General features: G+C 32.3%; 11 protein-coding genes and 1 tRNA gene. 11 read left to right on the top strand and 1 reads right to left on the bottom strand.

Features of this window, described 5'->3' with window-relative positions; all coding sequences use genetic code 11:
- Window positions 1-70 precede the first annotated feature (70 nt).
- The 6 genes from V6251_RS06900 (at window position 71) to mptB (ending at window position 7,526) form a co-directional block, all read left to right on the top strand.
- The gene (locus V6251_RS06900) at window positions 71-1,375 is read left to right on the top strand and encodes an NAD(P)/FAD-dependent oxidoreductase (protein ID WP_341587555.1); all 1,305 of its coding nucleotides are present in this window, start codon (window positions 71-73) and stop codon (window positions 1,373-1,375) included.
- Window positions 1,376-1,387: 12 nt separating this feature from the next.
- Window positions 1,388-2,977, top strand: coding sequence for a 4Fe-4S binding protein (locus tag V6251_RS06895; RefSeq protein WP_341587554.1), 1,590 nt, complete (start codon window positions 1,388-1,390; stop codon window positions 2,975-2,977).
- A gap of 1 nt (window position 2,978) precedes the next feature.
- Window positions 2,979-3,815 (top strand): toxin-antitoxin system YwqK family antitoxin, encoded by an 837-nt coding sequence (locus V6251_RS06890; protein WP_341587553.1) that lies wholly within the window; start codon window positions 2,979-2,981, stop codon window positions 3,813-3,815.
- Window positions 3,812-4,504, top strand: coding sequence for a glycosyltransferase family 2 protein (locus V6251_RS06885; protein WP_341587552.1), 693 nt, complete (start codon window positions 3,812-3,814; stop codon window positions 4,502-4,504). Before V6251_RS06890 ends, V6251_RS06885 begins: the two co-directional genes overlap by 4 nt.
- Complete coding sequence (locus tag V6251_RS06880; protein WP_341587551.1) at window positions 4,501-5,991, top strand: cellulose synthase family protein; 1,491 nt, start codon at window positions 4,501-4,503, stop codon at window positions 5,989-5,991. The genes V6251_RS06885 and V6251_RS06880 overlap by 4 nt, the downstream gene beginning before the upstream one ends.
- A 170-nt stretch (window positions 5,992-6,161) precedes the next feature.
- On the top strand, window positions 6,162-7,526 hold the full coding sequence (gene mptB, locus V6251_RS06875; RefSeq protein WP_341587550.1) for a polyprenol phosphomannose-dependent alpha 1,6 mannosyltransferase MptB: 1,365 nt from the start codon (window positions 6,162-6,164) through the stop codon (window positions 7,524-7,526).
- A gap of 17 nt (window positions 7,527-7,543) precedes the next feature.
- Here the strand turns inward: mptB and V6251_RS06870 are convergent.
- Window positions 7,544-7,625, bottom strand: a tRNA-Leu gene (locus tag V6251_RS06870).
- Window positions 7,626-7,738: 113 nt separating this feature from the next.
- Between V6251_RS06870 and V6251_RS06865 the strand changes: the two genes are divergently transcribed.
- The 5 genes from V6251_RS06865 (at window position 7,739) to V6251_RS06845 (ending at window position 14,222) form a co-directional block, all read left to right on the top strand.
- The gene (locus V6251_RS06865; RefSeq protein ID WP_341587549.1) at window positions 7,739-9,127 is read left to right on the top strand and encodes a dipeptidase; all 1,389 of its coding nucleotides are present in this window, start codon (window positions 7,739-7,741) and stop codon (window positions 9,125-9,127) included.
- 130 nt (window positions 9,128-9,257) lie between these two features.
- Window positions 9,258-10,115, top strand: a complete 858-nt coding sequence (locus V6251_RS06860) for a DMT family transporter (protein ID WP_341587548.1) — start codon at window positions 9,258-9,260, stop codon at window positions 10,113-10,115.
- A 287-nt stretch (window positions 10,116-10,402) separates the two neighbouring features.
- The gene (locus V6251_RS06855; RefSeq protein WP_090836483.1) at window positions 10,403-10,768 is read left to right on the top strand and encodes a BlaI/MecI/CopY family transcriptional regulator; all 366 of its coding nucleotides are present in this window, start codon (window positions 10,403-10,405) and stop codon (window positions 10,766-10,768) included.
- 2 nt (window positions 10,769-10,770) lie between these two features.
- Complete coding sequence (locus V6251_RS06850) at window positions 10,771-12,978, top strand: M56 family metallopeptidase (RefSeq protein WP_341587547.1); 2,208 nt, start codon at window positions 10,771-10,773, stop codon at window positions 12,976-12,978.
- Window positions 12,979-13,121: 143 nt separating this feature from the next.
- A complete protein-coding gene (locus tag V6251_RS06845) occupies window positions 13,122-14,222 on the top strand; it encodes a DUF4407 domain-containing protein (RefSeq protein WP_341587546.1) in 1,101 nt (366 codons plus the stop codon).
- The last annotated feature ends 33 nt before the right edge of the window (window positions 14,223-14,255 follow it).

Genomic DNA, 14,255 nt, shown 5'->3' with positions numbered 1-14,255 from the left:
CCATTCTAAACTACTAAACCAATTAAGTTTTTAACTTTAAAAACGACAGACTATCTAACAATCTCATTTTATGGAACACATCGTCATTATAGGAAACGGAATTTCTGGAGTTACTCTAGCAAGACACATCAGAAAATTATCGGATAAAAAAATTACTATCGTTTCTGCCGAAACAGATTACTTTTTTTCACGTACAGCCTTAATGTATGTGTACATGGGTCATATGAAGTTTGAACACACCCAACCTTACGAAAATTGGTTTTGGGAGAAAAACCGCATCGACTTAAAAAAAGGCTATGTCAATACTATCGATAGTGATAATAAAACACTCCACTTTGCTGAAGGTGATACAATGACTTACGACAAATTAGTAATTGCTACCGGAAGTAAACCTAATAAATTTGGTTGGCCAGGACAAGACTTACAAGGTGTTCAAGGTTTATACAGTAAACAAGATTTAGATAACATGCAGCAAACTGCACCAGACAATAAAGTGTGTAAACATGCTGTTATAGTTGGTGGAGGATTAATTGGTATTGAAATGGCAGAAATGCTAAATTCAAGAGATATACCAGTCACTTTTTTAGTTAGAGAGACTAGTTTTTGGAATGGTGTTTTACCTGAAGGCGAAAGTCAAATGATCAACAGACACATAAAAAACCATCACATTGATTTAAGGTTAAATACCAATTTAAAAGAAATTAAATCGGACGATAACGGAAACGTAAAATCCATAATTATTGAAGAAACCGGAGAAGAAATAGCTTGCAACCTAGTTGGACTGACTGCAGGAGTTTCTCCAAACATTTCGTTTTTAAAAGACTCTAAAATTGAAACCAAAAGAGGTGTACTAGTCAATCGTTATTTAGAAACTAACATAAACGATGTATATGCAATTGGAGATTGCGCTGAGCAACACGAAGCTATTGGCAACAGACGTCCAATAGAAGCGGTTTGGTACACAGGACGTATGATGGGAGAAACTTTAGCACAAACCATTTGTGGTAATAGACTACAATACAAACCTGGTCATTGGTTTAATAGCGCAAAATTTTTAGATATCGAATACCAAACTTACGGTTGGGTTTTTGGAGAGCGTGGACGTCCAGAGTACGAAAAACATTTCCATTGGAAACATCAAGACGAAACCAAATGCATAACAGTAGCTTACAACAAAGACACCAAGACTTTTTTAGGCATTAATACTTTTGGTATCCGAATGCGACACGAAACTTTTGACAAATGGTTAACCGAAAAACGTGATGTAGATTACGTAATAAACAATTTAAAAGAAGCCAATTTTGACCCAGAATTTTACAAACATTTTGAACAGGATATCCTAAAGGCATACAACAAACAATTACAAACAGTATAACAGCATCCAAATATGAGTAATAAACTAAATCACAGTATGTCATTAGCATCACCAGATGCGTTTCATATATCAACAAAACAAAAATTTGCTTTAGGTATTGGTCTTGTTGGACTATTAATTTTAGCATTAGCCTTATTTAATGTCAACCTACCAAATACAGCTTTATTTTTAACGCTAGCACTAGGATTGATTACTGTTGGTGTTATTATATATTCTAGAGAAGCGTATTTAACCAAATTGGAAGGTATAAAAAATGACGGAGTTTGGTATAAATCCATTTCATCCAGAGGATTTTGGGGTTGGGCTTTAGGTATCATACTAACCAGTTTTTATATTGTATTGTACTTTTTTCCTGAATATTTGGGTTTAGGCAAGGATGGTGCTGCAAACACTGGTTTAATTGGATTATTCGACCCTTTAAGCAATTTATTAAGCGGTAGAAATGCTAGTCAATGGTTTGTTTATGGGACATTATATACCAATGCCATTTTAGCATTTGGTTACAAATACATTTTAAAATATAGACATAATCGCTATCAACAAATCAGAACTGTTTCGGTTATGTTTTTTCAGTTAGGTTTTGCTTTTTTAATCCCAGAATTCATGTACGTCATGAATAATGATTTACCATATTATGACCTTAAAAGCATTTGGCCATTAAATTATTACATATTTGATGAGTGGTCTGTAAAAGGCTTTTTGTCCAATGGTAATTTAGGTTTAGCTTTAATCATTTTTGGTATAGCTTCTACCTTTATTATTACGCCTATTTTAACATACAAATATGGAAAACGATGGTACTGCTCATGGGTTTGTGGTTGTGGTGGTCTAGCCGAAACTGCAGGAGATAGTTTTAGACATCTATCTTCAAAAAAACTTTCTGCTTGGAAGCTAGAGCGATGGTTAATACATACTGTTTTAGTATTTTCTGTAGTGATGACAACAGCAATGGTGTATAGTTATTTAGGTAAAGACAGTAATAATTTTTGGTTAACACGTGATGTTTTTATCATTTCTGTAATAGCTTTTTTAACCATCATATTTGCAGGTGTCATGTATTTTAGAGGCAAAGAGCTTGGTAAAGATGCTAAAGCTGGTGCAATTGGTTATGCTGTTGTAATTGCTTTATTACTAATTATGCACTTTACATCTACAACTGATCACTTATTTTTTGTAAAAGGTAGTGCTTTAAGATCCACCTATGGAATCTACATAGGCTCCATATTTTCAGGAGTTATCGGAACAGGTTTTTACCCAATTTTAGGTAGCAGATCTTGGTGTAGATTTGGATGTCCTATGGCAGCTATATTAGGATTTCAACAACGTTTATTTTCAAAATTCAGAATCACAACCAATGGTGGACAATGTATCTCATGCGGTAATTGTTCTAACAGTTGCGAAATGGGAATTGATGTACGTGCCTATGCTCAAAAAGGAGAAAACATTGTACGTTCAAGTTGTGTTGGGTGTGGTGTTTGTAGTGCTGTTTGCCCAAGAGGTGTTTTAAAATTAGAAAACGACACTATGGATGGACGTATCAATCCAACAGAAGTCTTATTAGGTAATGATGTTGACTTAATGGATTTTGTAAACAAAAAATAAAATGAAAACCTTTGTCCTATATTGCTTTATTGTTTTGGGTTATAACGCTTACGCGGAAAAAACTTACGTAAGGACGTATTACGATAACGGTAATCTATTGTCTAAAGGTTGGACTAGCGATAATAGCAAAATAGATTTTTGGATTTATTACTACCCAAACGGAAGCATTAAGGAAAAAGGAAACTATAGTAGCAACCTTAAAACAAGTTATTGGATAGAGTATCATAACAATAAAACAATCAAAGCTAAAGGCAATTATAATAAAGGCATAAAAGAAAAGTATTGGACCTACTATCATAATAATAACACCTTACACAAAGCTGGCAATTATCTTCACGGTAAAACCAGTGGTTATTGGAAAACATATTATAAAAACACCTACTTAAAAAGCCAAGGTCTTTATATAAATGGAGTTAAAAATGGCTACTGGAAAACCTATTATGACAATTCAAAAACTAAAAGCGAAGGACATTATTTAAACGATTTAAAAAATAAATTCTGGAAATTCTATCATAACAACGCAGTAATATCTAAATTTGGAAGCTTTAACCAAAACCTAAAAGTTGGCTACTGGCAATATTTCCGCGAAAGCGGTAAAAAAGAAAAGGAAGGTCATTATCTAACTGATAAAAAGGTAAAATGGTGGCTATTTTATGATCACAATGAAAAAATTAATCATAAATGTCAACTTAAAGACAACCAAAAAAATGGGTATTGTCTTATGTATAAAAACGATGCGTTAATATCTGCAGTAAAATTTAAAGCAGGACAAAAAATAAAAGAATGGACCGATTTAAAGTCCTTTAAAAAAGAAAATAAATTAAGCGACCTTAAATGACCAAAATAAAAGTCATCATTCCTGCCTACAATGAGCAAGACTCGATTGCACATGTTATTAAAGACATACCATCTATTGTAGACGAGGTGATTGTAGTTAGCAACAACTCGACAGACTTAACAGAAGCTAATGCCAAAAACGCAGGAGCAACTGTTTTACAAGAAAACAATAAAGGCTACGGTTATGCTTGCTTAAAAGGTATGGATTATATCGCTAAACAAGATAGCAAACCAGACATTGTGGTGTTTTTAGACGGAGATTATAGTGACTATCCGGAAGAATTAACCAAAATTGTAGCGCCAATTATAGATCAAAATATGGACTTTGTTATTGGAGCACGTGTCAAAAAATTAAGAGAAGAAGGCAGTATGATGCCACAACAAGTGTTTGGTAATTGGTTAGCAACAACCTTAATGTCACTTTTTTTTGGTGCTAAATTTTCTGACTTAGGACCATTTAGAGCCATAAAATATGATAAGCTTCTAGCTTTAAACATGGTAGACAAAACCTATGGCTGGACGGTAGAAATGCAACTAAAAGTATTAAAGCAAAAACTAAGCTACATAGAAGTCCCTGTAAACTACAGAAATAGAATTGGTGTCTCAAAAGTTTCAGGAACAATAAAAGGTAGTATATTTGCAGGCGTTAAAATACTAACGTGGATTTTCAAATACAGTTTTAAAAAGTGATTCTCGAAACCATTACCATTATTATTTATAGCATTGCGCTAGTACTTATTTTCATGTATGCTTTGGCACAATTAAACCTACTGTTTAATTACTTAGCAGCAAAAAAGAAAGAAGAAAACGGACCAAAATTTAACTTTAATAATTCGGAAGAAATTCCGTTTGTAACTATTCAACTTCCTGTTTTTAATGAGTTGTATGTTATGGATCGTCTATTGGACAACATAGCCTTAATGGACTATCCAAAAGATAAATTAGAAATCCAAGTTTTAGACGACTCTACGGATGAGACCGTTGCTACAACCAAAGCACACGTTGACCAACTTAAAGCAAAAGGGTTAGATATTACACATATTACCAGAACTAACAGACAAGGTTTTAAAGCAGGTGCTTTAAAAGAAGGTTTAGAAATAGCAAAAGGAGAATATGTTGCTATTTTTGATGCCGATTTTTTACCAGAACCAAATTGGCTTAAAAAAACAATTCCGTTTTTTAAAGACCCAGAAATTGGTGTGGTACAGACACGTTGGGGACACATTAACAGAGACTATTCTACATTAACAAAAATACAAGCATTTGCCTTAGACGCACACTTCACTTTGGAGCAAGTTGGACGTAGTAGCAAAGGTCATTTTATTAACTTTAATGGTACAGCTGGTGTATGGCGTAAAACCTGCATACTTGATGCTGGAAACTGGGAAGGCGATACCTTAACAGAAGATTTAGATTTAAGTTACAGAGCGCAACTTAAAAACTGGAAATTTAAATATTTAGAAGACGTTGAAACTCCGGCAGAACTTCCTGTGGTAATTAGTGCAGCAAGATCACAACAATTTAGATGGAATAAAGGTGGTGCAGAAAACTTCCAAAAAATGTTTGGACGTGTCGTTACAAGCAAAAATATTTCTGCTAAAACTAAACTTCACGGGTTATTACACTTATTAAATAGTACTATGTTTTTAAACGTACTAATAGTGGGTATTTTAAGCATCCCAATGTTGTACATTAAAAACGAATACGCACACCTTAGACCATACTTTTACGTCATGAGCTTTTTTGTAGTTAGTACAATCATATTTTTTGTGTGCTATTGGGTTATGTACAAGCAAAGTCATGGTAACACATTTAAAGACTTTTTAAAATACATTGCACTATTTTTTACGTTTTTCTCAATAGCTATGGGCTTTTCACTACACAATTCTATTGCAGTATTAGAAGGTCATGTTGGTAAACGTAGTGAGTTTGTACGCACACCAAAATTTAATATCAGCACACTTAAAGATAGTTGGAAAGGCAATAAATATTTACGTAAAAACATATCCATTAATGTGATTTTTGAAGGTGCATTAATGCTATACTTTGCGTTTGGTATGTACAGTGCTTTTGTGGTTGGAGATAAAGGTGGAGACTTCGGTTTATTTCCATTTCACTTAATGTTAACCGTAGGCTTTGGATTTGTGTTTTTTAAATCCCTAACCTCTAAAGCATAGTATTTTGGGCGTTACCACAAGGGTCGCGTCTTCCATTATATCTTTTCTGCGACGCAGTTTTATATTAATTCAAAATTGTTTTATAACACAAACTCTTTGTAAACAGCTAAGATTTGTTTTAAAATATCGCAAAAAAGGATGCCATTTCAACCGCTAACGCAGGATGCATCATGCTTAATACATTATTTTTAAAAACTAACAAACTAACATTACTGCTAATACTAGCTAGCTTTTGTTTGTATGCTGTATTTGCTTATGATTTAGCAAGAACAGACCACTCCAATCTAATATCCATATATATTGTATTATTTGGATTATTCATCAAAATAGTAAACAACAATAAAAACAATTTTAAGCTTTTAATTGCAATAGCAATCATTAGCAGATTAATCTTTTTAATAGCAATCCCTAATTTATCACAAGATTTTTACCGTTTTATTTGGGACGGACGTATGATATTACAAGGCTTTAATCCTTACTTAAATACACCTGCAAGTTTTATACCATCAGGAAACTATCCTATTGATCAAGCACAACAATTAGTAACAGGTATGCAAGCGCTTAACGCCAGCCACTACTCCAACTATCCTCCAATAAATCAATTACTATTTACGCTAGCTAATTTATTCTCTACTTCAAGCATTCTGGGATCAGTAATAGGATTAAGACTTATAATAATAGCTGCAGATATTGGAACACTTTATTTTGGAGCTAAACTTTTACAAAGATTAAGTCTATCTCCAAATAAAATATTTTGGTACATCTTAAACCCTTTTATAATAATAGAACTAACAGGTAATTTACATTTTGAAGGTGTAATGTTATTCTTTTTAATACTAAGCTTATACTTATTACATAAAAACAAATGGCAATGGGCTGCTGTAGTCTTTGCGCTGTCAATTTCAACAAAATTAGTTCCTCTTTTATTTTTACCATTATTTGTAAAATGGTTTAGAGTTAAAGAAGATCACACCAAAATTGATTTCAAAAAACTAATTTGGTTCTATTTAATAATTGGCATCTCTACATTAGTATTATTTGCACCATTTTTTTCAAGTGAATTTGTAAACAACTACTCCAAAACTGTAGGCTTATGGTTTGGAGATTTCGAGTTTAATGCAAGTATATATTACATCGCTCGAGAGGTTGGTTATTTAATTACTGGATACAATCAAATAGCCATAATTGGTAAAATATTACCTATAATAATTTTCACCTCAATTTGGTACATAGCATTAACCAGACAAAATCAAAACTTTGTAACATTGATAAAAAGTATGCTTATTGCTTTTACAGTATACTTATTACTAAGTACAACAGTACACCCTTGGTACATCGCATCTATTTTATTGCTTTCCATATTTACAAACTACAAGTATCCATTAATTTGGAGTTTTATAATCATAATAAGTTATTTAGCATATGCCAATGCAGATAACACGGAAAATTTATGGATTATAGGCTTTGAATATCTTATGGTTTTCACAGCACTATTGTGGGACGTATTAAAACAAAAAAAGCTTCTCAAATATTGAGAAGCTTTTTTACTCTGTACAGGCGGAGAGACTCGAACTCTCACACCTCGCGGCACTAGATCCTAAGTCTAGCGTGTCTACCAATTCCACCACGCCTGCAACTTATACCGATAATTTCGGATTGCAAATATAAACAATAGTTTGAATATTCATAATAACTTCAAACAAATAATTTTCATTTTTGTATTTTTACATAAATTCAATCTATTTTCATGAAAAACATAAAGTCTTACGTCCAAGAAAATAAACAACGTTTTCTTGACGAATTAATAGAATTACTTAAGATTCCGTCAATCAGTGCGGATTCTGCTTATAAAGAACATACCATTAACACCGCAGACGTTGTGGCAAAAAGCTTAAAAGACGCTGGTTGTGATGTTGTTGAAATTTGCGAAACAGAAGGATATCCAATTATTTACGCACATAAAATAATTGATAAAGACTTACCAACCGTTTTAGTTTATGGTCATTATGACGTACAACCGCCAGATCCATTAAATTTATGGACCTCTCCTCCTTTTGAGCCTGTTATTAAAACAACAGATTTACATCCAGAGGGTGCTATTTTTGCACGTGGTGCTTGTGACGACAAAGGACAAATGTACATGCACGTCAAAGCAATGGAATTTATGACTAAAAACAACACTTTACCTTGTAACGTCAAGTTTATGATAGAAGGCGAAGAGGAAGTTGGAAGTGTTAATCTTGGTAAGTTTGTAAAGCAAAATCAAGATAAATTATCTAACGATGTCATTTTAATTAGTGATACTGGTATGATCGCACAAGACACACCATCCATTACAACAGGATTACGTGGTTTAAGTTATGTTGAGGTAGAAGTTACAGGACCAAATCGTGATTTACACTCAGGATTATATGGTGGTGCAGTAGCAAATCCAATAAACGTTTTGACTAAAATGATAGCCTCTCTTCACGATGACAATAATCATATTACCATTCCTGGGTTTTATGACAACGTAGAAGAATTATCAAAAGACGAGCGTGCACAGATGGCAAAAGCACCATTCTCATTAGACAAATACAAAGCAGCTTTAGATATTGATGCTGTTTACGGAGAAGAAGGCTATACCACCAACGAGCGTAACAGCATAAGACCAACCTTAGACGTTAACGGTATTTGGGGTGGTTATACTGGCGAAGGCGCAAAAACAGTAATAGCAAGTCAAGCATTTGCAAAAATATCGATGCGTTTAGTCCCAAACCAAGATTGGGAAAACATCACAGACTTATTCAAAAACCATTTTGAAAGCATTGCACCAAAAGGCGTTAAAGTAAAAGTAACACCTCATCATGGTGGACAAGGTTACGTAACACCAATAGACAGTATTGGTTACCAAGCAGCAAGTAAAGCCTATCAAGAAACCTTTGGAAAAACACCAATACCACAACGTAGTGGAGGAAGTATTCCAATCGTCTCATTATTCGAGCAAGAACTTAAAAGTAAAACCATTTTAATGGGCTTTGGTTTAGATAGCGACGCAATCCACAGTCCAAACGAACATTTTGGAGTATGGAATTACTTAAAAGGAATCGAAACTATTCCGTATTTCTATAAGTACTTTACAGAAATGTATAAATAAAATTAGGGTGTCACCACCTTTTGCTTTAAAAGTGGCAAAAGGTGGTCGCGTCATCCATTATATCTTTATTTTGCCATATATGGCAGCAAAATAAAGGATGCCATTACTACCGCTTACACAACCAACCAAAGTGAAAGACCAACATTTAAAGCACGTATTAGCACTAACCTTTGCCACACTACTAATTAGTACATCTGGTAGTTTAGGGCGTTATATTAGCATGCCTGCACCTATTACAATTTGGTGGCGTAGTTTTCTAGCATTATTTTTATTACTAGGATACTGCAAATACAAAAACATCACCCTAAAAATAAATTCTAAAAAAGACTTGGGTGCTTTTGTGTTAAGCGCCTTATTTATGGCCTCGCATTGGATTACTTATTTCATTGCACTACAGTTGTCAAGTGTCGCTATTGGTATGTTAGCCTTATTTACATTTCCTATAATGACAGCCTTTTTAGAACCCTTATTTTCTAAAACAAAATTTGATTATATGCACCTTTTATTAGGCGCTATGGTACTTTTAGGGATTTACATTCTCTCTCCAGAATTAGACTTTCAAAATGACGCCGTAAAAGGGATTCTGTTTGGACTATTTTCTGCCTTCTGTTATGCTATGCGTATTTTAATACTTAAACAATACGTAACCTCCTACCATGGTAGCAGTCTAATGTTTTTTCAATTATTAATAATAAGCATCATTTTATTACCTGCCTTATTTTTATACGACACTTCTAATATAAGCACACAGTTTCCGTATGTTATTATTCTAGCATTAGTAACCACAGCAATTGGACACACATTATTTATTCAAAGTTTAAACCATTTTAAAGTCAGCACAGCCAGTATTATTGGTAGCACACAACCAATATTCGGAATTATAATTGCCTTTTTCTTTTTAAACGAAATCCCTACTTGGAACACTTTTTTTGGTGGAATGCTAATCCTATCTACAGTTGTTATTGAGAGTTTACGCTCTAGGAAGTAGTAAATAATCTACTCTTTTCATAAAAAAACAACTTAATAAAAAATCTTTATTTAGGCGTACCTTTTTTGTGACAACATAGTTATTTCCGTTTGGGATGAGATCCTGAAACCAGTTCAGGATGACGTGGAGTGGATGATAACAAATATGTTATTATTCAGTCGTAACTGATTAAGAATGAAACAAAAACTCTACTTTCTTTTAAAATTAAAAAAAAGAAAAAACAACTCTACATTTGTAGAATCATTTTTTTGTTCTACATTTGTAGAAGTTAATCTAAACTTGTAGACATGCAATTATCAAAAACGGAAGAAGAATTAATGAACCATCTATGGAAACTAGAAAAAGCTTTCATGAAAGATTTATTAGAAGCCTATCCAGAGCCAAAACCTGCTAACACAACCGTTGCAACCTTATTAAAACGTATGACGGATAAAGGTTTTGTGACATACACCAAGTTTGGCAACTCAAGACAATACCAACCAATGGTTAAGAAAAAAGACTATTTTTCTAAGCATGTTAATGGCTTAATTAAAAACTTTTTTAACGATAGCAGTTCTCAATTCGCCTCTTTTTTTACCAAAGAAACCGATTTAAGTAAAAATGAATTAGAGGAGTTAAGAGCAATAATTGACAACGAAATTAAAAACAAGTAATCATGGAACTATTACTATTAAAATCCAGTGTTTGCCTTTTAGCTTTGCTATTGTTTTACAAAATAGCGTTAGAACCATTAAGCATTCATAAATTTAAAAGAGTTTATTTATTGGTTGCTGTTGAAATTGCTGCAATAATACCTTTTATAACGTTTGTAAAATATATCGAGCCTTCTGTAGACGCTTCAACTTTTATATTTGATAACTCATCAACAATACCAATAGATACAAACTTTAAAATAGTAGAAGACACTAACTACTTACCAATAATTTTATGGAGTATTTATGCTTTAGGAGTAGGTTTATTCTTTACTAGATTTTGTATTAATCTGTTTAAAATAGTTTCAAAAATTAAAAAACATACCAAAGTTAAAAGCAGTCATTTTGTTAATGTATTAATGGAGCAAATTGAAATTCCGCATACGTTTTTCAATTTCATCTTTTTAAATAAAACCAAGTTTGAAAACAATCAAATCCCACCCGAAGTCTTATTACATGAGCAAACGCACGCCAAACAAAAACACAGTTTAGACATCATAATTATAGAGTTACTTCAAGTCGTATTTTGGTTTAACCCATTATTGTATTGGCTTAAAAAAGAAGTAAAACTTAATCATGAATTTTTAGCAGATCAAGACGTTATAAATCAAGGGGTCGACACTAAAACTTATCAAACAATTTTATTACAATTCTCGTCTAATCAACAAGAATTAGCATTAGCAAATGCTATCAATTATTCATCAATCAAAAAACGTTTTACACTTATGAACACACAAACATCCACAAAAACAAAATGGTTACGTAGCGTATTGCTATTACCATTATTAGCGCTATTACTTTATAGTTTTAGTAGCACGAAAGAAGTTGAAAAAGAAGTAATTCCTAAAATGGTTTTTCCAGAAAAAAATCAAAAAAATAATTCAATTAAAACTGATAGCCTAAAAGCAAATTATTCAACAACACCAATTTTAGAAATAAATCAAAATCCATTTGAACTAAAATTAAATGGTAAGGCGACAAACTTTAAAGATTTAAAAGAAGATTTAGAAAAAATTATAGGAAATAACAAAACTGATTTAGAAATAAACTCTAATGGAAATGCAATTGACATTGAATTAATTAAAAACTTATCGGAAGTTTTAAAACCAATTGTTAAAAATATTGTTCTTATAGATGGAATTAAAATAACAGATAATCAAAAATTTATTAAGACTGATAAAAACAGTGGTTTTATTACCCAAAACCCAACGCTAAAAATTAACGGAATAGCATGTGATGGTTGTACACTTAACTTATCAAAAAAAGGAATAGCAGAGTTAATTTTAAGCACAACTAACCAAGAAGATATAACTAATTTTAAGTTAAAAATCCCTGGAATTAAAACATTATTTAACGAAGGTAACATGCCTAATAATGAAACTAGACAATATGTTTTAAAAACCAAAAAAGGTGATATTATTCAACTATTTGATATCAAAACTAAATCCAACAAATTTAAGCCTGTTATTATAAAAGTTGTGGACAAAAATGATGAGAACTATTCAGAATCACCTAAAGTTAAAAAAGGAGACGCGTCTAGTATTCCACCACCACCTCCACCACCACCTGTAAATCCAAATGCAACACCAGAGCAGAAAGAAAAACAAGAACGCGTTATAAAAAAATACTATAAAGAAAATAAAATCATAAAAGGTAAAGTTTATAAAAATCCTCCTCCTCCTCCTCCAGCTCCATTAGATTCTGATATTAAAACAGGATTTATAAACATTAATGATGAGGCTTATTTTTTTGTAACAACAAAAAACAAAACTAAGTATTATAACAAATCAGGAATTGAAGTCGACAAAAAAGGGAATAAATTATCCACTATTCCAACCGATGGTAGCAAAGTAATTCCTGGTCAAAAAATAACAAAAGTTTATAAAGACGGTAAAGTTTTTATTAAATTTAAAAAAACTTGGAAGGATGATGACTTAACACTTCCACCTCCACCACCTCCAATGAAAACTACAGATCACATTATTAGTATGGCAAAAAAAGACGCTTCATTTTATTATAATGGAGAAGCCATTACCTCTGATAAGGCTTTAGATTTAGTTAAAAATAATTCAGAATTAAACATATCATCACATACAAATAACGGTGTATCCACTGTACATCTGTCCGAAAAACCAATAAAAACGGTTAATGGCAAAGTTGTAAACGAGTAATATTCGTTATAAAATAAAAAAAAGCTTCATATAATTTGAAGCTTTTTTTTGCTGAAAACTGTAACAAAATCAAACATTTAGCGTTCTAATAGACAATCAGTCCTAAACTTATCTTAGGGTCATCAATCAAAATCAATCACATCATGTTAAAACAATTTTTTATTATCTGTTCTGGAGCAGATACAGACATTCTAAAAACTGCTTCCATTGGCGAGCAAAACAAATATGCAGGAATAGGCGCAACCGTATTTTTTACAGCAGTAATGGCATTTATAGCTTCTAGCTATGCACTTTATACCGTTTTTGACAACGTATATATGTCCATTGGATTTGGATTAATCTGGGGACTTTTAATTTTTAATTTAGACCGCTTTATTGTGTCAACTATTAAAAAAAGAGGCAATTTTCTAAACCAATTATTACAAGCTGCACCTAGATTAATTTTAGCATTAATTATAGCTATAGTCATCTCAAAACCTTTAGAGCTTAAGATTTTTGAAAAAGAAATCAATCAAGTATTACTGACAGAAAAAAATGCAATGACCCTTCAAAATCAAGAAGATATTGCGTTGCAATTTTCACCTAAAGAAAATGAATTAAAACAAAACATAGTCAACCTTCTAAATGAAATAACAACAAAAGAAGCTGAAGTTAACACCCTTTACAACACATACATTACAGAGGCTGAAGGTACCTCTGGCACTAATAAATTAGGCAAAGGACCTGTCTATCAGGAAAAACGTGATAAACACGATACTGCTTTCGCAGAATTACAGCAATTAAAAACAGATTATAAAGCAAAAATTTCAACCATTGAAGGAGAGTTAAGTCAACTAAACTTGGATTACCAATTACAAGTCACCAATACACAACCAATAATTGATGGTTTTGATGGATTAATGGCTAGACTTAACGCCTTAAACACATTACCTTGGTTACCATCATTTTTTATATTTCTATTATTTTTAGCTATTGAGACCTCTCCTATAATAGCCAAACTATTGTCACCCAAGGGAGAATATGATTTTAAACTAGAAGACCAAGAAACAGCTATAAAAACGGTTGTTGAGCAACGTGTACAAGAAAGAAAACTATCTGCAAAAGCTGACTTTAAAATAAATGATAAAATTTACTCGGATTTATCAGATGAAGATGAACTGTATCAATACAAACGTAAAAAAGTACGTGATTTAATGCAACTTCAAGCAGATGCCTTTTACAAACAGCAACAAAAAGCATTGTAACTAAAAAGGCTTCAATTAATAATTGAAGCCTTT

Source organism: Olleya sp. Ti.3.14 (genome assembly GCF_038154885.1).
Classification (GTDB): domain Bacteria; phylum Bacteroidota; class Bacteroidia; order Flavobacteriales; family Flavobacteriaceae; genus Olleya.
This window is presented reverse-complemented; position numbering and strand designations above follow the sequence as displayed.